Annotated in this window: 23 protein-coding genes and 1 pseudogene; 12 read left to right on the plus strand and 12 right to left on the minus strand. The window is 60.4% G+C overall.

All coding sequences use genetic code 11. The features are described 5' to 3' along the window. Nucleotides 1-318: 318 nt before the first annotated feature. A complete protein-coding gene (locus ACQKP4_RS18210; RefSeq protein WP_427635043.1) occupies nt 319-1,134 on the minus strand; it encodes a M48 family metallopeptidase in 816 nt (271 codons plus the stop codon). Between the two features lie 1,303 nt (nt 1,135-2,437). Here ACQKP4_RS18210 and ACQKP4_RS18215 point away from each other — a divergent pair. Together ACQKP4_RS18215 and ACQKP4_RS18220 are read left to right on the plus strand one after the other, a co-directional pair. Then, nucleotides 2,438-2,635 (plus strand): annotated as a pseudogene (locus ACQKP4_RS18215) (HAMP domain-containing protein); the annotation flags it as partial. A 111-nt stretch (nt 2,636-2,746) separates the two neighbouring features. Next, nucleotides 2,747-3,490: a methyl-accepting chemotaxis protein gene (locus tag ACQKP4_RS18220; RefSeq protein ID WP_371916308.1), complete on the plus strand. Its 744-nt coding sequence runs from the start codon at nt 2,747-2,749 to the stop codon at nt 3,488-3,490. Nucleotides 3,491-3,617: 127 nt separating this feature from the next. Here ACQKP4_RS18220 and ACQKP4_RS18225 read toward each other — a convergent pair whose 3' ends face one another. The 3 genes from ACQKP4_RS18225 to ACQKP4_RS18235 are packed head-to-tail and all read right to left on the minus strand — an operon-like array spanning nt 3,618 to nt 4,733. Continuing rightward, nucleotides 3,618-4,241, minus strand: a complete 624-nt coding sequence (locus tag ACQKP4_RS18225; protein WP_427635044.1) for an SOS response-associated peptidase — start codon at nt 4,239-4,241, stop codon at nt 3,618-3,620. Nucleotides 4,242-4,276: 35 nt separating this feature from the next. Continuing rightward, nucleotides 4,277-4,537, minus strand: a complete 261-nt coding sequence (locus ACQKP4_RS18230; RefSeq protein WP_427635045.1) for a putative signal transducing protein — start codon at nt 4,535-4,537, stop codon at nt 4,277-4,279. A gap of 13 nt (nt 4,538-4,550) precedes the next feature. Beyond that, nucleotides 4,551-4,733, minus strand: a complete 183-nt coding sequence (locus ACQKP4_RS18235) for a CPXCG motif-containing cysteine-rich protein (RefSeq protein ID WP_427635046.1) — start codon at nt 4,731-4,733, stop codon at nt 4,551-4,553. Nucleotides 4,734-4,873: 140 nt separating this feature from the next. Between ACQKP4_RS18235 and ACQKP4_RS18240 the strand changes: the two genes are divergently transcribed. Continuing rightward, nucleotides 4,874-6,037, plus strand: a complete 1,164-nt coding sequence (locus ACQKP4_RS18240; RefSeq protein ID WP_427635047.1) for a 1-acyl-sn-glycerol-3-phosphate acyltransferase — start codon at nt 4,874-4,876, stop codon at nt 6,035-6,037. Between the two features lie 383 nt (nt 6,038-6,420). On the opposite strand, the gene ACQKP4_RS18245 is transcribed toward ACQKP4_RS18240, so the two are convergent. Beyond that, nucleotides 6,421-6,699: a hypothetical protein gene (locus tag ACQKP4_RS18245; protein ID WP_427635048.1), complete on the minus strand. Its 279-nt coding sequence runs from the start codon at nt 6,697-6,699 to the stop codon at nt 6,421-6,423. A 194-nt stretch (nt 6,700-6,893) separates the two neighbouring features. Between ACQKP4_RS18245 and ACQKP4_RS18250 the strand changes: the two genes are divergently transcribed. Beyond that, nucleotides 6,894-7,100 carry a hypothetical protein gene (locus ACQKP4_RS18250; protein WP_427635049.1) on the plus strand — a complete coding sequence of 69 codons (207 nt, stop codon included), beginning with the start codon at nt 6,894-6,896 and terminating at the stop codon, nt 7,098-7,100. A 182-nt stretch (nt 7,101-7,282) separates the two neighbouring features. On the opposite strand, the gene ACQKP4_RS18255 is transcribed toward ACQKP4_RS18250, so the two are convergent. Further along, a complete protein-coding gene (locus ACQKP4_RS18255) occupies nt 7,283-7,867 on the minus strand; it encodes a YajG family lipoprotein (protein ID WP_201193543.1) in 585 nt (194 codons plus the stop codon). 206 nt (nt 7,868-8,073) lie between these two features. On the opposite strand from ACQKP4_RS18255, the gene ACQKP4_RS18260 reads away from it, so the two are divergent. Continuing rightward, nucleotides 8,074-8,307, plus strand: a complete 234-nt coding sequence (locus ACQKP4_RS18260) for a hypothetical protein (protein ID WP_427635050.1) — start codon at nt 8,074-8,076, stop codon at nt 8,305-8,307. 736 nt (nt 8,308-9,043) lie between these two features. After that, complete coding sequence (gene mqo / locus ACQKP4_RS18265; RefSeq protein WP_427635051.1) at nt 9,044-10,552, plus strand: malate dehydrogenase (quinone); 1,509 nt, start codon at nt 9,044-9,046, stop codon at nt 10,550-10,552. A 230-nt stretch (nt 10,553-10,782) separates the two neighbouring features. Here mqo and ACQKP4_RS18270 read toward each other — a convergent pair whose 3' ends face one another. The 4 genes from ACQKP4_RS18270 to ACQKP4_RS18285 all read right to left on the minus strand — a co-directional run bounded on the left by ACQKP4_RS18270 (nt 10,783) and on the right by ACQKP4_RS18285 (nt 12,760). Next, complete coding sequence (locus ACQKP4_RS18270; RefSeq protein ID WP_427635052.1) at nt 10,783-11,070, minus strand: PA4642 family protein; 288 nt, start codon at nt 11,068-11,070, stop codon at nt 10,783-10,785. A gap of 63 nt (nt 11,071-11,133) precedes the next feature. After that, nucleotides 11,134-11,619, minus strand: coding sequence for a hypothetical protein (locus ACQKP4_RS18275; protein ID WP_427635053.1), 486 nt, complete (start codon nt 11,617-11,619; stop codon nt 11,134-11,136). 105 nt (nt 11,620-11,724) lie between these two features. Beyond that, nucleotides 11,725-12,198 (minus strand): WbuC family cupin fold metalloprotein, encoded by a 474-nt coding sequence (locus ACQKP4_RS18280; protein ID WP_427635054.1) that lies wholly within the window; start codon nt 12,196-12,198, stop codon nt 11,725-11,727. A 4-nt stretch (nt 12,199-12,202) separates the two neighbouring features. Then, entirely contained in the window at nt 12,203-12,760 is a 558-nt protein-coding gene (locus ACQKP4_RS18285; protein ID WP_427635055.1) for a hypoxanthine-guanine phosphoribosyltransferase, read from the minus strand. A 163-nt stretch (nt 12,761-12,923) separates the two neighbouring features. Between ACQKP4_RS18285 and upp the strand changes: the two genes are divergently transcribed. After that, nucleotides 12,924-13,562 carry a uracil phosphoribosyltransferase gene (upp, locus tag ACQKP4_RS18290; RefSeq protein WP_008025893.1) on the plus strand — a complete coding sequence of 213 codons (639 nt, stop codon included), beginning with the start codon at nt 12,924-12,926 and terminating at the stop codon, nt 13,560-13,562. A 2-nt stretch (nt 13,563-13,564) separates the two neighbouring features. Beyond that, nucleotides 13,565-14,839, plus strand: coding sequence for a uracil-xanthine permease family protein (locus ACQKP4_RS18295; protein ID WP_427635056.1), 1,275 nt, complete (start codon nt 13,565-13,567; stop codon nt 14,837-14,839). 55 nt (nt 14,840-14,894) lie between these two features. Here the strand turns inward: ACQKP4_RS18295 and hemH are convergent, their stop codons facing one another. Both hemH and ACQKP4_RS18305 read right to left on the minus strand, forming a co-directional pair. After that, on the minus strand, nt 14,895-15,920 hold the full coding sequence (gene hemH / locus ACQKP4_RS18300; RefSeq protein WP_427635057.1) for a ferrochelatase: 1,026 nt from the start codon (nt 15,918-15,920) through the stop codon (nt 14,895-14,897). A gap of 13 nt (nt 15,921-15,933) precedes the next feature. After that, nucleotides 15,934-16,836 carry a TIGR01777 family oxidoreductase gene (locus ACQKP4_RS18305; RefSeq protein ID WP_427635058.1) on the minus strand — a complete coding sequence of 301 codons (903 nt, stop codon included), beginning with the start codon at nt 16,834-16,836 and terminating at the stop codon, nt 15,934-15,936. A gap of 196 nt (nt 16,837-17,032) precedes the next feature. Here ACQKP4_RS18305 and ACQKP4_RS18310 point away from each other — a divergent pair, with 196 nt between their 5' ends. From ACQKP4_RS18310 to ACQKP4_RS18325, 4 genes are all read left to right on the plus strand, one after another. Next, nucleotides 17,033-18,019: an NAD(P)/FAD-dependent oxidoreductase gene (locus ACQKP4_RS18310; protein ID WP_427635059.1), complete on the plus strand. Its 987-nt coding sequence runs from the start codon at nt 17,033-17,035 to the stop codon at nt 18,017-18,019. After that, nucleotides 18,016-18,231: a TIGR02450 family Trp-rich protein gene (locus ACQKP4_RS18315; RefSeq protein WP_427635060.1), complete on the plus strand. Its 216-nt coding sequence runs from the start codon at nt 18,016-18,018 to the stop codon at nt 18,229-18,231. The genes ACQKP4_RS18310 and ACQKP4_RS18315 overlap by 4 nt, the downstream gene beginning before the upstream one ends. Nucleotides 18,232-18,446: 215 nt before the next feature. Continuing rightward, entirely contained in the window at nt 18,447-19,409 is a 963-nt protein-coding gene (locus ACQKP4_RS18320) for a YbgA family protein (protein ID WP_427635061.1), read from the plus strand. Further along, nucleotides 19,409-20,350, plus strand: a complete 942-nt coding sequence (locus tag ACQKP4_RS18325; RefSeq protein ID WP_427635062.1) for a MerR family transcriptional regulator — start codon at nt 19,409-19,411, stop codon at nt 20,348-20,350. The genes ACQKP4_RS18320 and ACQKP4_RS18325 overlap by 1 nt, the downstream gene beginning before the upstream one ends. The last annotated feature ends 5 nt before the right edge of the window (nt 20,351-20,355 follow it).

The following is a 20,355-nucleotide window of genomic DNA, read 5'->3' on the forward strand; positions in this document are numbered from 1 at the left end:
TGCATGCGGATACTGTTGATCCGGCTGAATGCCATGCTGCGCGACGGCACCGAATGGCGGTGACGAATGGCAGGGTTAAGACAGTTGCTCCCACAAGTGACCGAGTTGCCCAGACGGACGCGGTCCAATGTGGGAGCGGGCTTGCTCGCGAAAGCGTCAGCCGCCTCGACTCAAGACTTCGGAGCTTTCTCGTACAACGGCATGACCTTCGGAATCGCCGCCCGGAGCAAACCTGCTCCCACAGGTGACCGAGTTGTCCAAACGGACGCGGTCCAGTGTGGGAGCGGGCTTGCCCGCGAAAGCGTCAGCCGCCTCGACTCAAGACTTCGGAGCTTTCTCGTACAACGGCATGACCTTCGGAATCGCCGCCTGCAACGCCGCAGTCCGGCTGCTCGACGATGGGTGCGTGCTAAGGAACTCCGGTGGCGCGCCCTCGTCAGCCTTGCTCATCTTGTCCCACAGGGTGAGCGCGGCGTTCGGGTTATAGCCCGCACGGGCCGCCAGTTCCAGGCCGATCAGGTCGGCTTCGTTTTCATTGGTGCGGCTGTTGGGCAGCGTCATCAACAGGTTCACCCCGTTATTCCCCACTTCCACAATCGACGCCGGCGCACCGGCCGCGATGGCCAGTTGCTGGGCGATGCTCAAGCCATAGGATTTGGATAACGCCTCGCGACCATGCTCACGCAGGGCGTGGGCGATTTCGTGGCCCATCACCGCCGCCAGTTCGTCGTCAGTCAGTTGCAGCTTGTCGATCAGACCGGTGTAGACAATGATTTTGCCGCCCGGACCGCAGTTGGCGTTGAGGTCGTCGCTCTTGATCAGGTTGACCTCCCATGTCCATTGCGCGGAATCGGGACGAAACGTCGGTGCCTGAGCGATCAGGCGATCGGCGATCGCTTGAACGCGTTTGGCATCAACACTGGTTTTGTCGAGGGTGTTCTTGCTGTTGGCGTCACCGAGGGTCTGCTGATAATCCTGGGCGTACGCAGAATTGACCTGTTCGCTGGACAACAACGTGGTCATTCTTTGCTGGCGAACGACACCCACCTCGCCGGGGCTGGTCGTGTTGACGGTTTCGCAGCCATTGAGCAACAGCGCCGAACCCAACACACACGCCACCAGAGACTTGTTCATCAAGGCACTCCCCTTAAGTCCGCAACCCGCTGCGGTAAGACTGTAGTAGGAAAAAATTCATACAGCACTGACTGCCTCGCCAGCCAAAGGTTCGGCACCGGTCTGATAGCGACATCGGCCCGTCCAAAACAGTCATTTCGCGCGCCGCTGCTCATGGGCGACCGGGCTCCTGCCGATACACCTCCGCAGACGTCCTCTTGCGTGCGGAGCACCCATGAAATTCAAGTCGATCCAGTTTTCCGTCGCCGCCCTCGCCGGCGCCATCGTTCTCAGCGTCGTGGCCGCGTTGGTGCTGTACGCGCTGTTTTCCGGCGCGCGCACCCAGGAGATGGTGCAGCAGCGGACACAGGCGCAATTCGAGCAAGTCATCGAACAGCGCCTGACCTCGCTGGCGCAAACCCAGGTCAGCCAGATCCAGCGCGAGCTTGAAGCGCCGCTGCTGATTGCCGGCGGGCTGGTGCGGGTCAACACGCTGATCGGCACGCCGGGCGCCGATGGCCAGCCGCAATTGAGCCTGAGCCGCGAACAATTGATCAGCCTGATCAAGGAAAACGTGGTGAAGAACCCGAAAATCCTCGGCACCTATATCGGCTGGGAAAAAGACGCCCTCGACCACAACGACGCGGCCTACGTCGGCACCAAAGTGGTCGGCATCGACGCCGGCAACGGGCGCTTCCTGCCGTGGTGGTTCCGCAACGACGACGGCACGCTGGGCCTCGACAAACTGGTCGATGTCGACGACCAGAAAACCCTGTCGACCGGCGTGCGCGCCAGCGAGTACTACCTGTGCTCCAAGGAAACCAAAAAATCCTGCGTGATCGACCCGGCGCCCTACAAGGTCGGCGACAAGATCGTGATGCTCGCCTCCTTTATTGAGCCGATCATGCTCAACGGCACGTTCCAGGGCATCGTCGGCGCCGACCTGTCGGTGAACTTCATCCAGGAAATGCTGCTGGGCGCCAACCAGAAACTCTACGGCGGCTCCGGCGTGATGGCACTGATCGGCGGCAACGGGCGGATCGTTGCCTACACCAAAGACCCAAGCAAGTTCGGCGAGAAGGTCAGCGACATTCTCGACAGCCAACAGATCGCCAACATGGCCAACCTCAAGCGCGGCGAAGTCACTTACACCGTCGACAAGGCTCAGGGCCGCATCGAGTTGTACCTGCCGTTCGGCATCGGCCAGACCGACGCGCGCTGGACGCTGATGCTGCAATTGCCGCTGAACGCGGTGATGGCCGACTTGCAAAAACTTCAGGGCGACCTGGATGCCCAGCGTAAATCCGACACCTTCGGCATGGCCATGGTCGGCTTGTTGATTGCCGGTATCGGCTTGCTGGTGATTTGGCTGGTGGGCCACGGCATTGCCCGGCCGCTCAAGCAAATGGTGGCGATGCTCGACGACATCGCCAAGGGTGAAGGTGACCTGACCCGTCGCCTGACCAGCGACCGCGCCGATGAACTGGGCTCGATTGCCAAAGGCTTCAACACCTTCCTCGCCAAATTGCAGGCGATGATCACCCAGGTCGTGACGTCGGTGCAGAGCGTCAGCGACTCGTCGGAACACACCGCCGACATCGCCATCCGCACCAACATCGGCGTGCAGAAGCAAATGGCCGAGATCGATCAGGTCGCCACCGCCGTGCACGAAATGACCGCCACCGCACAAGACGTGGCGCGCAACGCAACCCAGGCTGCGCAAGCTGCCAGCCATGCTGATCAGGCCGCCGCGCAGGGCATGCAAATCGTGCGTGACACGTCGAATTCGATTGGCGTGCTGGCGGTGGAAATCGGCAAGGCTGTGGGTGTCGTGCAAACCCTGGCCAAGGACAGCGAGAACATCAACGCGATCCTGACCGCCATTCGCGGGATTGCCGAACAGACCAACCTGCTGGCCTTGAACGCGGCCATCGAGGCGGCGCGAGCCGGTGAACAGGGTCGTGGTTTTGCGGTGGTGGCCGACGAAGTGCGCAACCTGGCGCAGAAGACCCAGAAGGCCACCGAAGAAATCCAGACCATGATCCAGCAACTGCAACAGGGCACGCGCGATGTGGTGCGGGTGATGGAGGACAGTCAGAACCGCACCGACGAAAGCGTGCAGCACGCGGCGAAAGCGGCCGAAGCGCTGGAAACGATCACTCAGGCGGTGTCGGTGATCAATGACATGAACACGCAGATTGCCAGTGCGGCCGAAGAGCAGAGCGCGGTGGCGGATGACATCAACCGTAACGTGATCAACATTGGGCAAGTGGCCAATGAAGTGGCTGGTGGCGCGGATGAATCGAGTGCGGCCAGTGCGGATCTGACCAAGTTGGCGGAGCAGCAGCGGCGGTTGATCAATCAGTTCAAGGTTTGATCCAAGGGCCTCTTCGCGAGCAAGCCCGCTCCCACAGTAGATTCTTTTGTGGCCACATTATTTGTGAACACTGGAGATCCCCTGTGGGAGCGGGCTTGCCCGCGAAGAGGCCAGCCCGGACACCCCATCAACCGGGGGTCAAACATTCCGGCCCATTCAATTTCGGATCATTCACCAGATTCGCCAACACCCGCTCGCGCAACGCCGCGGGCTCACTGGCCAGCAACCCCTGCAACACATGCAATGGCGTCTCGGGATCAAGCCAGGCCGCCTGCCCCGCCGCATCCAGAATCAACGGTCGACGCTGACTCGCCGCCGGTTGCGTGATTACTGCGGTGCTCAGCCACACCTGTTCCTGCACCGGATACGCTTCCCAGATCGCCGCGAAAAACAGTGCCGAACCCTCCCCCGGCGTCAGCCAGTACGGGCGTTTGCGGGTAGTACCGCGCCACTCGTAAAAGCCATTGGCCGGCAGCAGGCAACGGCGCTCGCGCAGCGCCTGGCGAAACATCGGTTGTTCAGCAACGGTTTCAGCCCGGGCATGGGCCGGAGTGCGCGACAGGTCAGTCAGCCAGGGCGGGGTCAAACCCCAACGCGCCCGGGCCAGTTCGCGCTGGCCGTCGGCGCCGGCACGCAGCATCAACACCGAATCGTTGGGGGAAATATTCCACTGGGCCTGCTGATCGGCGGGGAACCCCGGCAGGGCCGCGAAGGCGGGGTTCCAGCGAAACAGGGCATAACGTCCACACATGGGGCAACACGGCTCTTGATCAAACGAACGTCAGCCTAACAGACCAGCGTCCCGGGGAAACTGTCCGGTTCATCGCCGGGCATCGGCAGCGCGGCATTGTACGCAGTGATCAGCTCACGGGCGTATTGCGCCTGGTCGTTATCCACCGACAAGCCCAGCAGGCCGAAGATCGGCAATTCGCCAGTGCCGCCGAGCAAATCGCGCCCCACCAGGTGCGCCTCGATGCCCTCGCTGGCCAGCATGCGTTGCAGCAACTCACCTTCCATCAGGTTTTCCGGTTCGTAGATTCGCTGCATGGGACGCCCCTTCTCACTCGTTTTCGCTAAAAACCTCGAGATGCCATTCCGCCCCGTCAACCTGCAACACGAAGGTAATTGGCCGGCAACACACCTGACAGTCCTCGATATAGGTCTGATCGCCGCCGGACAGATCCAGAGCAGTCTCCACTTCTTCACCACAATACGGACATTCATACAGCGCAGTTTCCAGCATCGCGGTCTCCCAAGTGACTTGTGCGTATAATCGCCGGTCTATTCGCAGGGCTATTTGTCTGGCTACCTTTTCAGACCGTGCCCCGTTGGTTTTCGATCCAAACCTTTACTTACCCTAGCCGTTTCTAACAAGAGAGCATGATGGGCGAATTCGATGCCATCCGACCTTACGACGACAGCGAAGTCCCGGCGGTACTGAACCGGCTGCTGGGCGACAAGGCGTTTCTAGATATCCTCATCCACTTCCGCTTCCCGCGTTATGCCGGTGCCTTCGGCTGGATGCTCAAACCTCTTATAGCTCATCGACTGCGCCGTGAGTTCGCCGACGTGCATTCGGTGGCGACGTTGCAGGACAAAGTCGAGGTGTACGTCGACCACACCATCGAACGCGCCACTGACGGTGTGACGTATACCGGTGTCGAACAATTCAAGTCCGGCAGCGCCTACCTGTTCATCGCCAACCACCGCGACATCGTGATGGACCCGGCCTTCGTCAACTACGCCGTGTACCACGCCGGCCTGCCGACGCCGCGCATCGCAATTGGCGACAACTTGCTGCAAAAGCCCTTCGTCAGCGATCTGATGCGCCTGAACAAGAGCTTCATCGTGCACCGCTCGATCACCGGTCGCCGCGAAAAAATGGCGGCCTACCAGCTGTTGTCGGCTTACATCAACCACTCGATCCGCAACGATTGCGCCTCGATCTGGATCGCCCAAGCCGAAGGCCGGGCCAAGGACGGCGACGACCGTACCGAGTCGGCGATCCTCAAGATGTTCCACATGAGCCGCAAGGACGAGCCGTTCGGCGAAGTCATTCGCTCGCTGAACGTGACCCCGGTGTCGATCAGCTACGAATACGACCCGTGCGACCAGGCCAAGGCCCGCGAACTGTTCATCCGCGCCACCACCGGCAGCTACACCAAAGTGCCAGGCGAGGATGACGTGAGCATTGCCAAGGGCATCACCGGCTACAAGGGCCGCGTGCACGTGAACTTCGCCGCGCCGATCAGCGAGCTGTTCGAAGACACCAAGCTGTTGGCGATCGAGATGGACAAACAGATTCTCGGCGGCTACCGGCTGTTTCCGGTGCACTACCTGGCGTACGCCCAGTGGCAAGACGCCGACCCGCAATTGCAGGTGCCGACAGCCGCTGAAGTGTTTGCCGCCGATGAATTGGCCAAGGCCCAGGAAGAATGGAACAAACGCCTGGACGCCTGCCCCGAGGAACACCGCCCGTTCCTGGTGCTTCAATACGCCACCCCGGTACGCAATCAATACCGTGTGAAGGCCGGGTTGCCGCTGTAAGTGGTTTGACCGCATACAAAAACGGCGCCCCTTGGGGCGCCGTTTTTGTTGGGGCAAACACTATTTTTGGGGGCAAACACTAAATGTGGTGAGGGGGCTTGCCTGGGGTGAAAGGACTTGCCGGTAGTGAAAGGACTTGCCTGTGGCGAGGGCTGTTGTGGCGAGGGGGCTTGCCCCCGTTGGGTTGCGAAGCGACCCCAGAAGCTTACGACTGCTGCGCAGCCGAACGGGGGCAAGCCCCCTCGCCACAACAGCCCTCTCACCCAGGCAAGCCCTATCACCCACAGGCAGCCCTCTCACCACAGGCAGCCCTATCACCCAAGCAGCCCTCACACAGGCAAATCCCATGGCCGCCCGGCGGGCATAAATCTTATGCCTGGAGTTCAGACCCGCGTGCTGATCCACGACACCAGCAACGCCAGCCCCAGGCAGGCGAAACCGAAGCGGTAGAAAAAGCGATTCATGCGCAAGGTCGCCCAATCAAGGGTCGGCTCGACGCTGGGCTGGCTTTGGCGCTGGGCCACGATACTGGCCATGGCGCGCTGTTCGCGGCGACGGGTGGCGTGCAGCAGCCAACTGCCCGGGAAAGCCAGCAGCAGGGCCAGCAGGTTGACCACTTTGGCGGGATGGGCGGTAAACAGCGTCATCAAATGCAGCGACATCACGGACCTCGAACAAAACAGGTGTGGCAACCGCCGAACCGACGACTGCGGCGCGGATTCTACCGAAAGCCTCCTGCCCTGCACTCGCTTTACGACAAATAACTGACCATTTGGCAGAAGACTGCCCTGTGTCACGGCTTCGTCATCTGCATCCGTCAGGCTGCCGCCCCACGAAAACCGACACGGAGCCCGTCATGTTGCACGCCGAAAACCAGGATCGCCTGTACCTCATCGCCCAGAGTGAAGAACAACAAACATTGGTCGGCAGCCTCGCCTTCAATGTCCAGGACCGCCATTGGCTGGTGTATTGCGCGCTGGGCGGGCATCAGCATGCGGACTTGCCCGAGACGGATTTGCTGACAGGCGTGAGCATGCTGGATTTTTACTCGCAAGCGGCCTGATACCACCGACCCCTTGTGGGAGCGGGCTTGCTCGCGAAGGCGGAGTGTCAGTCGACATTGATGCTGCTGGCATACCGCTTTCGCGAGCAAGCTTGCTCCCACAGAGTTCGGTGTTAATCCGGCAGGCATGAAAAAAGCCCGGGCCATCACTGGCGCCGGGCTTTTTTGAATCTGGCGAACGCTTACTCGCCGAGAATCTGCCCCACGGTCGGGTCCTTGAACAGACGCGTCAACGCATCGCTCAACACATCGCTGACCAGCTTGGTGTTGGTTTCCTGGTTTGGCGCCATGCCGAAACGCTGGTCCAGGGACGCGCCGTAACGGCCGCTGTAACGGCGGTTGGCGTTCTGCACATCGGAGCGGAAGGTCGCGCCGATGGTCGCTTCAGTCACGTACATGCCTTCTTTGGGCGACTGATACTTCAGCTCGGCCAGGGTCACGGTCAACTGCGGTGCATTCATGCCGTTGGACACCGGGGTGAAACCGAGCAAACGCACGGCGGCTTCAGCCTGAGCCTGCAACTTCGGCAGGATTTGCGCGCCTTGCACGGTGATCGCGCTGGTCTCCGGGTACAAGCCACCACGGGTGCCCAGAGTAGGGGACGGACGTCCGTCGACGACACGGACCACAACCTGCTGACCGTGGCCGACCGGTGCCAACTGAGTGGTCAGCTTGGGCTCGGGGCTCAGTTGTTGCGGGCTATGGGCGCAGCCGACAAGGGTCAAACTGGTCACAGTGATCAAACCGAACAACAGGCGTTGCAACATGCGCTTCTCTCCAGAATCAGGCACAAAACAGGCCCGCAGTATAGCGGTGGGCCACTGCGGGTAACTAGCACCTCACAGTGAATACTGAAATGTCTGACAAACCCTTGGGAAAGCGGTTCCTGTCACACAGCTGTCATCGCCCTTTCACTTGCACGTCACGGCTCGCTGCCAACCTTCATTGCAGTCACCCCACACGGTAATCAGCCATGCGTTATCTGATCTCGTTGTTCGCGCCACGCCCATTGCACCGCAGTTTCGCCCTGCTCGACCGCAACGGCCATTGCCAGGCGTTCAAGCAGTGCAGCCTTCAGCCGATGGGCGATGGCTGGGTCGAAATCGAAGAAATCCGCCTCAACTGGCTGCACCATCCGCTGCCCACTGGCGCCCGTGTCAGCCAGCGCCAACCGCGTGCGCGGGCGCAGCAACTGTTGACCACCTGACCAGACGCCTAATAAAAGTCATTAAACACGTCCATTTCCCCGCGTTTCTTAGATACAATCTCCCCCCGATTATAAGGACGTCTCCTGATCGGGCCTCGCAGCATCGTAAATGCCTCGGCATTGACACCCCGCACCGCCCACAGAGAGCCGCCCACACAGATCGAGTGAAGCTGGCGCGCTTGCTGTTCCTTGAGCAAACCCCCTGCTTTTCGCGAATCTGCAGAGCTGTCATTACGCTCGGTTACTGAGCTGTTTGCCCGATTTGCCCGTCATGTATTCCATGGCGGCAATCCATCCGGGCACAGTGCCAGGCTGGGACAGCCCTTTTTTGAGGTTCACGTCTTCAAAAGAGCGTGAAAAAAACGGGTTTTCACAACTTCACAAGAGTGTGGCGAGCAAATGAATAGTTTTGCGTCTGAACATGCACCATTAGCGTCTGAAACAGCCCAACGAAACAGGACCGGATACGCCTCTGATACCGGAGCCTGAAGCCTGTCCGCTACGGATTTGGTTGCACAAACGGATGTCTCGGCCATAAGTCGAATTGCCAGTCGCGCGTTGTAATGAGTTCATGGAGCTCATTGACCCGGCCGGTAGCGTCCGTCGAAGTTGCGAAAAATTGCGAAGATTCGGACATGGCGATCCTGCCGTGGGTACCTGGGGTTCACTGACACGCCCCGGAGCGCCTGGCAGCCATGCCGACAATTTGGTGCTGCAGATTTTGGAGACGCGTTAAATGGCGCATAACGAAGCAGTCGACGTAGTACTGGTTGGGGCCGGCATCATGAGTGCCACCCTCGCCGTACTGCTCAAAGAGCTCGACCCCGCGATCAAGCTGGAAGTCGTCGAGCTGATGGATTCCGGTGCTGCGGAGAGTTCCAACCCGTGGAACAACGCCGGTACCGGTCACGCCGGCCTGTGCGAGCTGAATTACACGCCGCAGGCCGCCGACGGCACCGTCGACATCAAGAAAGCCGTGCACATCAACACCCAGTTCGAGGTGTCGAAGCAGTTCTGGTCGTACCTGACCAAAAAAGGCACGTTCGGCTCGTGCAAAACGTTCATCAGCCCGGTGCCACACCTGAGCTTCGTGCAAGGCGACAGCGGCGTGTCCTTCCTCAAGGAACGCTTCAACGTGCTGAGCAAGCACCACGCCTTCGCGGACATGGAATACACCGAAGACAAGGCAAAAATGGCTGACTGGATGCCGTTGATGATGCCTGGCCGCCCGGCTGACGAAGTCATTGCGGCCACCCGCGTGATGAATGGCACCGACGTCAACTTCGGCGCGCTGACCAACCAATTGCTCAAGCACCTGACCAGCGCACCCGATGCCCAGGTCAAGTACTGCAAGCGCGTCACCGGCCTCAAGCGTAACAACGGCGGCTGGACCGTCAGCATCAAGGACGTCAACAGCGGCAACACCCGTGAAGTCGACGCCAAATTCGTTTTCCTCGGCGCGGGCGGCGCGGCATTGCCGCTGTTGCAGGCGTCGGGCATCGAAGAGAGCAAAGGCTTCGGTGGCTTCCCGATCAGTGGCCAGTGGCTGCGTTGCGACAACCCGGAAGTGGTCAAACACCACCAGGCCAAGGTTTACAGCCAGGCCGCCGTGGGTTCGCCACCGATGTCCGTGCCACACCTGGACACCCGCGTCGTCGATGGCAAGAAGACGCTGCTGTTCGGACCTTACGCCGGTTTCACCACCAAGTTCCTCAAGCACGGCTCCTTCATGGACCTGCCGATGTCGGTTCGCGCCGGCAACATCGGCCCGATGCTGGCGGTGGCTAAAAACAACATGGACCTGACCAAGTACCTGGTCAGCGAAGTGATGCAGTCGATGGAGCAGCGCCTCGACTCCCTGCGTCGCTTCTACCCCGAAGCGAAAGCCGAAGACTGGCGCCTGGAAGTGGCCGGCCAACGGGTGCAGATCATCAAGAAAGACCCGAAGAAGGGCGGCGTTCTGCAGTTCGGTACCGAGCTGGTCGCGGCCAAGGACGGTTCCCTTGCGGCCTTGCTCGGTGCTTCGCCAGGCGCTTCGGTGACCGTTTCGATCATGCTCGAACTGATCGAAAAATGTTTCCCGAGCAAAGCCTCCGGCGAGTGGGCTGCCAAACTGGCGGAAATCTTCCCGGCCCGGGAAAAAGTCCTGGAAACCGACGCGGCGCTGTATCGCAAGATCAATGCGCACAACAACGTCGCACTGGAACTGGTTGCCGCCAGTAACGAGACCGAAAGCTACGCTTGATTCGGCCGCATGAAAAACGCCCCGTCCTCAGTGAGAGCGGGGCGTTTTTTTATGGCCGCGGAAACGGATGACTCAGGATTTCCGGTGCTTGTGTCGGCCTCTTCGCGAGCAAGCCCGCTCCCACATTGGATCTGTGTCGATCACAAAATTGTGATTCAACTCGATCAACTGTGGGAGCGGGCTTGCTCGCGAAGGGGCCAGCACAAACACCACCTCAGTCAGGGCAATAATTAACCGCGCGCCTTGGCCATCAACTTGATGTACTCGGCCGCGTTACGCTGATCCTTGATCACCGCAACGAAGTCATCGCCGTGCTCATCCTTGCCGTCCAGGTCAAAACCGGCCGCAACGAAGAACGTCAGAAACCGCTCGAAGTCGTCGATACGCAGGCCACGGTAGGCCTTGATCAGTTTGTGCAGGGACGGCGAAGTGGCGTCGACCGGCTCGAAATCGAGGAACAACTTGATCTGCTCGTCGCCGATCTCGTCACCAATCACTTGTTTCTTATCTTTACGCATTGCCGACTCCAGCTCGCAGACATGTCACGGGGCGGGCAGTTTACCCCTGCCCGGGCGCCAGGCTCAACGCGGACGAACAGCGCCGGTGTGCAGATCGGCCCAGATATGGCCGTTGGCGTAGCTGAGAAACTGGCAATACACCGTGTCGTTGCGCAACAAGTCGATGATCACCCGGTACTGCGCCACTGGATAAAACAGCGTCAGGGTTTTGTTTTTGTCGTCGTAGATCGGCTTTTTCAGGCTTTTGCTTTCACCGTCGAAGTTGACCAGCACCTGAGTGATGCTCGCGCCCTTGCTCAGGGATTTGCCCTTCAAGCGGATCATCACGGGCGACGTGACCGGGATCGGCTGCTGATTGGACTGACGCTGGCTGCCGACAACCACGGAATACTCGGTGACTTGCAGCAGTTGCTGTTGCTCGGGCTCGGCGTCACGCAGCGTCAGGTCGTCCGGCGGCAAGTACTGCGCGTGCATCGGCGCCGGGGCGGCGGCCAGAGGCAAACTGAGGGTCAGCAACAGGGCGGCGCAGCTGCGGATCAAAACACTCATGACGGGCTCCGGAAGGCGGGGCCCGGCACTTTAGCATGGGTCCACAAAAAGACTTCTGCGCACCCGATCCACTGTGGAAGCGAGCTGGCTCCCACAGGATGTTGATCAATCGAACTGCGCGCGCATCCATGCCTGATAGTCGGCCACGCCTGGCTCGCCTTCGCGCGGCGCCCAATCAGCCAGCTCACCGTCACCGGCCGGGCGATAAGGGCCGGCCTTGCACTCGAACATCAGGCTGTCGGCTTCCAGCACCACCAATCCATGAAAAACGCCCGGTGGAAGATCCACGCCCAATGATTCGCCACCGCTTTGCAAAACACGCTTGTGGATAACTTGACCGGCGTCGTCAAAAATCAAAAGCCCGAGGCGCCCACGCAACACCAGCAGCGTTTCTGCCTTGTCGTCACTCAGGTGCCGGTGCGGCGGGATATAGGTATTGGGCTGCAAGCCCACCACCATCCGATGACACGACTCTTCCATCTGATGCAAGTTGTGATGCTGACGCCCGCGAGGATTCGCCGCAGCCTTCCCGGCCAATTCAGTGAAAAGGGCTTCATCAAGAAATGTCGGCGAAGCCATGTCGTTACATCCCTTTAACGGCAAAAATCCCGTTGGCGTTACGCCAGTAGCCTTTGTAGTCCATGCCATAACCGAAGATGTAACGGTCAATGCACGGCAGGCCGACGAAATCGGCTTTCAGGTCCGGGCGAGCCTTGCGGTCGTGGTCTTTGTCGATCAGCACGGCGGTGTGCACTTTGCGCGCGCCGGCGTGTTTGCAGAAGTCGATGATCGCGCCCAAGGTGTGGCCTTCGTCGAGGATGTCGTCGATGATCAGCACGTCGCGGTCGATGAACGAGACTTCCGGCTTGGCTTTCCAGAACAGGTCGCCGCCACTGGTTTCGTTGCGATAACGGGTGGCGTGCAAGTAGGACGCTTCCAGCGGGAAGTGCAGGTGCGTCAGCAGTTTGCCGGAGAAAATCAGGCCGCCGTTCATCACACAGAACACCACCGGGTTGGTGTCCGCCAGTTGCTCGTTGATTTGCGCACCGACGCGGGCGATGGCCGCCTCGACTTCAGCTTCGGTGTACAGGCAGTCAGCCTCTCGCATGATTTGACGGATATGCTCGAGATCAGCGGACATGGCGCTCTCCAGGGGGACGGGATTCGGGAAAAGCGGGCAAAGGTACGCATCCCGCACGGTCAGATCAAGCGTTTGTGGACTAACGTACCTTATGTCTATAGGACAACACCCTCGGATAGATTAATCTAGGCCGGTTTTTTTGCCCGCCGCCGGAGCCTTTCCCATGCCCATCCTCGAGATCCGCCACCCGCTGATCCGTCATAAACTTGGCCTGATGCGCCGCGCAGACATCAGCACCAAGAACTTTCGCGAGCTTGCTCAGGAAGTCGGTGCCCTGCTGACCTATGAAGCCACCAAAGACCTGCCGCTGGAGTCCTACGACATCGAAGGCTGGTGCGGCACCGTGTCGGTCGAGAAGATCGCCGGCAAGAAAATTACCGTGGTGCCGATCCTGCGCGCCGGCATCGGCATGCTCGAAGGCGTGCTGAGCCTGATCCCGGGCGCCAAAGTCAGCGCCGTGGGCGTGGCCCGCAACGAACAAACGCTGCAAGCCCACACCTACCTGGAAAAACTGGTCCCGGAAATCAACGAACGCCTGGCGATGATCATCGACCCGATGCTCGCCACCGGCAGTTCCATGGTCGCCACCATCGACCTGTTGAAAAAAGCCGGTTGCCGCGACATCCGCGCCATGGTCCTGGTGGCCGCGCCGGAAGGCATCGCCGCGGTGGAAAAGGCCCACCCGGACGTGACCATCTACACCGCGTCCATCGACGAAAAACTCAACGAACACGGTTACATCATCCCGGGCCTGGGCGATGCCGGTGACAAGATCTTCGGCACCAAGCAAAAGGACGCGTGACCATGCAGCAAGAGTTCAACGACCCGCTCTGGCGCACGGTGCTGTCTGGCGCGCAGATGCTGTTCGTGGCTTTCGGCGCCCTGGTGTTGATGCCGCTGATTACCGGTCTGGACCCAAACGTGGCGCTGTTCACGGCAGGCCTGGGGACGATCCTGTTTCAGATCGTCACCGGGCGTCAGGTGCCGGTGTTCCTGGCGTCGAGTTTTGCCTTTATCACCCCGATCATTCTCGCCAAGGGCCAGTTCGGCCTCGCCGCGACCATGGGTGGTGTGATGGCGGCCGGTTTCGTCTACACCTTCCTCGGCCTGGCCGTGAAGATCAAAGGCACCGGTTTTATTGACCGTTTGCTGCCACCGGTGGTGATTGGTCCGGTGATCATTTCCATCGGCCTGGCCATGGCGCCGATTGCCGCGAACATGGCGATGGGCAAGGCGGGCGACGGCTCCGAGCTGATTCATTACCAGACGGCGATGCTGATCTCGATGCCGGCGCTGCTGACCACGCTGATCGTCGCGGTATTCGGCAAAGGCATTTTCCGCCTGGTGCCGATCATCTCCGGCGTGCTCGTGGGTTTTGCGATGGCGTTCTATTTCGGCGTGGTCGACACCGCGAAAATTGCCGCTGCGCCGTGGTTTGCGATCCCGCATTTCACCGCCCCCGAGTTCAACTGGCAGGCGATTCTGTTCATCGTTCCGGTGGCGCTGGCGCCGGCCATCGAGCACATCGGCGGTGTGATTGCCGTCGGTAGCGTGACCGGTCGCGACTACCTGAAGAAGCCCGGTCTGCACCGCACGCTGCTCGGCGACGGCATTGCCACCACCGCTGCCGGTCTGTTTGGTGGTCCGCCCAACACCACCTACGCCGAAGTGACGGGCGCGGTGATGCTGACCAAAAACTACAACCCGAAAATCATGACCTGGGCGGCGATCTTTGCCATCAGCCTGGCGTTTATCGGCAAATTCGGGGCGCTGCTGCAAAGTATTCCGGTGCCGGTGATGGGCGGGATTCTGTGCCTGCTGTTCGGCTCGATTGCGGCGGTGGGCATGAACACGCTGATTCGCCACCGGATCGACCTGGGCGAGGCACGCAATCTGGTGATTGTGTCCGTGACCCTGGTGTTCGGGATCGGCGGCGTGCTGGTCGGCACCGGTACAGGGCCGGACGACTTTGGCCTCAAAGGCATCGCGCTGTGCGCGGTGGTGGCGATTGCGTTGAACCTGTTGCTGCCGGGCAATGACGGCTGGAAGCACAAGAAGGCGGATGAGCCGTTGTTGTAACAGACGACTCAATCCCTGTGGCGAGGGGGCGGTCCGACAAGCCCCCTCGCCATTTTTAAAGCGCCAGCGGCGCTCGTTCGCACAAGGTGCTCAACGCCCGCGCCCACTGCGGATCATCGTTAAGGCACGGCACCAATACCAACTCCTCGCCCCCGGCTTCGCGGAACTGCTCCAGGCCGCGATCGCCGATCTCTTCCAGCGTCTCGATGCAATCGGCAACGAACGCCGGGCACATCACGAGAATCTTCTTCACCCCGCTTTTGGCCAATTCATCGAGGCGCGCTTCGGTGTAGGGCTCGATCCACTTCGCCTTGCCCAGGCGCGACTGAAACGCCACCGACCACTTGCCGTCCGGCAACCCCATACGCTTGGCGAACGCCGACGCGGTGCGCAGGCATTGCGCGCGGTAACACGTCGCCAACACCGCTGGCGAAGCGTTCTTGCAGCAGTCCTCATTCTTGAAGCAATGCTGGCCGGTGGGGTCGAGCTTGGTCAGGTGCCGTTCCGGCAACCCGTGGAAGCTCAGCAGCAAGTGATCGTGATCCTGCGCAAGATACGGCTTGGCACTGGCCACCAGCGCATCGAGGTATTCCGGCTGGTCGTAGAACGGCTGGAGAATCGAGAACTGCACATCGAGTTTTTTCTCGCGCACCACCCGTTTCGCCTCCTCGATCACCGTGGTCACGGTGCTGTCGGCGAACTGCGGATACAGCGGCGCGAGGGTGATTTTCTTGTGCCCCTGCGCGACCAGTTGCAACAGCTTCGTCTCAATCGACGGTTCGCCGTAACGCATCGCCAGTTCTACCGGACCGTGAGACCACTCGGCGGTCATCGCCTGTTGCAGGCGACGGCTGAGCACCACCAGCGGCGAGCCCTCCTCCCACCAGATCGAGGCGTAGGCGTGCGCCGACTGCTCCGGGCGCTTGATCAGGATCAGCGACACCAGCAAACGACGCACCGGCCATGGCAGGTCGATCACGTACGGGTCCATCAGGAACTGATTGAGGTAACTGCGCACATCCGCCACCGAAGTGGAGGCCGGTGAGCCCAGATTGACCAGAAGCAACGCGTGATCGGTCATGCAACGTCCTATTTCAGAGGCGGCTGGACAGGTCGTCCAGGGCCGCGCGCAAATCAGTGAACTGGAATGTGAAACCCGCTTCCAGCAAGCGAACCGGCAAGGCCTTCTGGCCGCCCAGCAACAACAGTGACAACTCGCCCAGGCCCACTTTCAAGGCCAGGGTCGGCATCGGCATGAACGAGGGCCGGTGCAGCACACCCCCCAGCGTCTTGGCGAACTCGCGGTTGCGCACCGGTTTCGGCGCGCAGGCATTATAAGGACCGTCGGCGTCATTGCGATGCAGGAGAAAATCAATCAGGGCGATTTGATCGTTGATGTGAATCCACGGCATCCACTGCCGACCATTGCCGATAGGCCCGCCCAGCCCCACTTTGAACGGCAGCAACAGCCGCGACAAAAAGCCGCCCTCGGCAGACAGCACCAGCCCGGTCCGAATCAGCACCACCCGAATCCCCAGGGCCTGCGCGCGCTGCGCAGTCTCTTCCCAGGCGATGCACAACTGACTGGCAAAATCGTCAATCACCGGCGGCGAGTCCTCGGTCAACTCGCGCTCACCGCCGTCGCCATACCAACCGATGGCCGATCCGGAAATCAGCACCTGCGGTTTTTGCTCGCGGCTTTCGAGCCAGGTCAGCAAGGTTTCAGTGGTCTTGATCCGGCTGCTCCACAGCAGCGTTTTACGTTTGTGGGTCCAGTAGCGATCGGCAATCGGCGCACCCGCGAGGTTGATGATTGCATCCACCGGGTCCTCGCCGACATCTTCAAGCCGGGCAATGCCACGCACTTGAGCGCCACAGATCTTCGCGACTTTTTCAGGTTTGCGACTCCAGACTGTCAGGCGATGGCCCTGACTCAGCCAGTGTCGGCAGAGTTGACGTCCTATCAAACCAGTACCGCCGGTCAGCAATATGTGCATGACTTCTTCCTCGCGTGGCGTTTTACCCTGATGACTAGTCTATTTTTATAAGCAGGGATCTTTGGTATCGGGCAGGCTCTGTCATTAACAATAGGCCAACCTGTCAGAACGAGAACGCTAAAAGTTATACCAAAAAACAATATTGTACAGGTTTAAACCACGGCGTAGTCTGTACAGAAAGGTAAACGAGGCCCCTATGACTGTACCTATCGCAATCATCGGCACCGGCATCGCCGGGCTCTCCGCCGCCCAGGCGCTTACCGAGACCGGGCATGTCGTTCAACTCTTCGATAAAAGCCGTGGCAGCGGCGGACGCATGTCGAGCAAGCGCAGCGATGCGGGAGCACTGGACATGGGCGCGCAGTATTTCACCGCCCGCGACCGGCGCTTTGTCACTGAAGTCCAGCGTTGGCAAACCAACGGCTGGGTCGCCGAATGGACGCCGCAGCTGTACACCTTCCATGGCGGCCAACTCAATCTTTCGCCAGACGAACAGACACGCTGGGTCGGTACGCCGCGCATGAGCGCCATCACCCGCGGTTTGCTGGGCGATCTGCAAGTGCAGTTCGCCTGCCGCATCACCGAGGTCTATCGCGGCGAGGAACATTGGCATCTGCAAGACGCCGAAGGCTTCACCCATGGTCCGTTCAGTCACGTCGTGATTGCCACGCCGGCACCTCAGGCCACAGCGCTGCTGGCCTCGGCGCCGAAGCTCGCCGGCGCCGCCGCCGGGGTCAAAATGGAACCGACGTGGGCGGTCGCACTGGCCTTCGAGACGCCGTTGGACACGCCGCTGGAAGGCTGCTTCGTGCAGGACAGCGCGCTCGATTGGCTGGCCCGCAACCGCAGCAAACCGGGGCGCGACACCACCATGGACACCTGGGTGCTGCACGCCACCAGCGCCTGGAGCCGGCAACACATCGACCTGTCCAAGGAAGCGGTGATCGAACAATTGCACGGTGCCTTCGCCGAACTGCTGCACGCGTCAATGCCCGCCCCGACCTTCAGCCTCGCCCACCGCTGGCTCTATGCACGACCGGCCAGCAGCCATGAATGGGGCGCACTCGCCGATGCCGATCTGGGCTTGTACGTGTGCGGCGACTGGTGCTTGTCCGGTCGCGTCGAAGGCGCCTGGCTCAGCGGCCAGGAAGCGGCTCGCCGCTTGCACGAACACCTGCAATGAACCGCATCAATCCAGGCAAATTGCTGCTGTCGAAATGGACAGCAGCCCATCCGCAAAATCGCGAAAAACACTTTCTGGTGACCGAACTGTTCCGCGACGAGGCAGGCACGGTGCTGGAGGTTGAGTTGCAGGCAGTGTTGACCCAGCGCACCGAGCGCCTTGACTGGCAAATCCTGAAGAATAACGACGCCTGGTTATTGGGCTGGAAATAGTCACCTTGTGCAAAGTAAGTGTCATTTGCCATCTGGGCGGCTGACCCGCCGCATTCGCGAGCAAGTCGAATCGTCGCACCGCCGCTCCCACCTGGAATCGCGAGCACTTCAAAAAACCTATACAAACAATTTGACTTGTACACCTTTGAATCTATGATGAAGATCATGTTGTACAGAGTTACTCCTCTGTACAGGTTTAGATTCGAGGTGCTTCGATGCGCGAACAGCCAGCGACCAGACCGAAAATCGCCATCAGCGCCTGCTTGATGGGCGCCGAGGTGCGTTTCAACGGTGGGCACAAGGAATCGCGGCTGTGCAGCCGCACCCTCGCTGACTATTTCGATTTCGTGCCGGTGTGCCCGGAAGTTGCCATCGGCCTGGGCATTCCTCGCGAACCGATCCGTCTGGTCGGCGATCCGCAGCATCCGCAAGCGGTGGGCACCGTTCACGCCGAGCTCAATGTCACCCGACCGCTTGCCGAGTATGGCCAAGCCATGGCCGCCCAACTGGGCGATATCTGCGGCTACATCTTCATGCAGAAATCGCCGTCGTGCGGCCTGGAGCGGGTCAAGGTCTACCACGCCAACGGGGCGCCGGTGGACGGCGGTGGACGCGGCATTTATGCCCAGGCCTTTTGCGCCCTGCACCCCGACTTGCCGGTGGAAGAAGACGGGCGACTCAACGACCCGGTGCTGCGCGAAAACTTCATCACCCGCGTGTTCGCCTACAGCGCCTGGCAGCAATTGCTGCACGAAGGCCTGAGCCGACGCGGCCTGACCGAATTTCACTCGCGCTACAAATACCTGCTGATGGCCCACCACCCGGTGCAATACAAAACCCTGGGCAATCTGCTGGGCAACATGGGCCAGACCGATCCTGCGGAACTTGGCCCGCGCTACTTCAGTGAATTGATGGCGGCGCTGAAAAAATGCGCCACGCGCCGCACTCACACCAATGTCCTGCAACACATCAGCGGCTATCTCAAACAAGTCATCAGCCCCGAAGACAAACAGGAAGTGCAGCACGTCATCGGCCAATACCGGCACGGCATCGTGCCGCTGGTGGTGCCGCTGACGCTGCTCAAACACCACTTCCGTCAACACCCGGATCCGTACATTGCGCAGCAGGTCTACCTGCAACCGCACCCGGAAAACCTCAGCCTGCGAAACGCCATTTAATGACAAGCCCACTCGATAGCAGCGCCCGCGAAGACCTCGGCGCCGACTTTAAAAAAGCGCTGGATGAAGGCTGGCTGCCGATCCGTGAAGTGGCGCGCCAGACTGGCGTCAACGCGGTGACCCTGCGCGCCTGGGAACGGCGCTATGGTTTGATCGTGCCCAAGCGCACGCCCAAGGGGCATCGCCTGTTCTCGGCCGAACACGTGCAGCGCATCCTGACCATCCTCACCTGGCTCAATCGCGGCGTTGCCGTCAGCCAGGTCAAGCAACTGCTCGACACGCCACAAACCTTCACCGAATCCGTCGAAAACGACTGGCAGTTGCTGTGCAAGACGTTGCTGCAAGCCGTCAGCCAATTGAACGAGCGCACCCTGGACGACACCGTCAATCAAGCGATGGCGTTGTATCCGCCACGCACGTTGTGCGAGCAGTTGCTAATGCCGTTGCTGGCGGAACTGGAGCAACGCTGGCAAGGCCAGTTCGGCGCGCAGATGGAACGGGTGTTCTTTTACTCCTGGTTGCGCAGCAAATTCGGTGCGCGCATCTACCATAACAACCGTCAGTTACGCGCTGCCCCGCTGCTGTTGATCAATCACTCGGACCTGCCACTGGAACCTCATCTGTGGCTGACCGCGTGGCTGATCAGCAGCGCCGACTGCCCGGTGGAAGTGTTTGACTGGCCATTGCCGGCGGGCGAACTCGCGCTGGCCGTCGAACACCTGCAAGCGCGCGGCGTACTGCTGTATTCCAGCAAAGCCATGAACCTTTCCCAGTTGCCGAAACTGTTGAATGGCGTCAGTTGCCCAAAAATGATTGCCGGACCAACGGTATGCATCCACCACGCCGAGTTGTCCGTAAGAACAAACGAGATCGCTGATCTGTTCCTGGCCGAAGACCCGTTAACGGCTCATCAGGACCTGGTTCAGCGTGGGTTGATTTGATGAAA

The organism is Pseudomonas sp. NPDC086278, assembly GCF_050280905.1.
Classification (GTDB): Bacteria; Pseudomonadota; Gammaproteobacteria; order Pseudomonadales; family Pseudomonadaceae; genus Aquipseudomonas.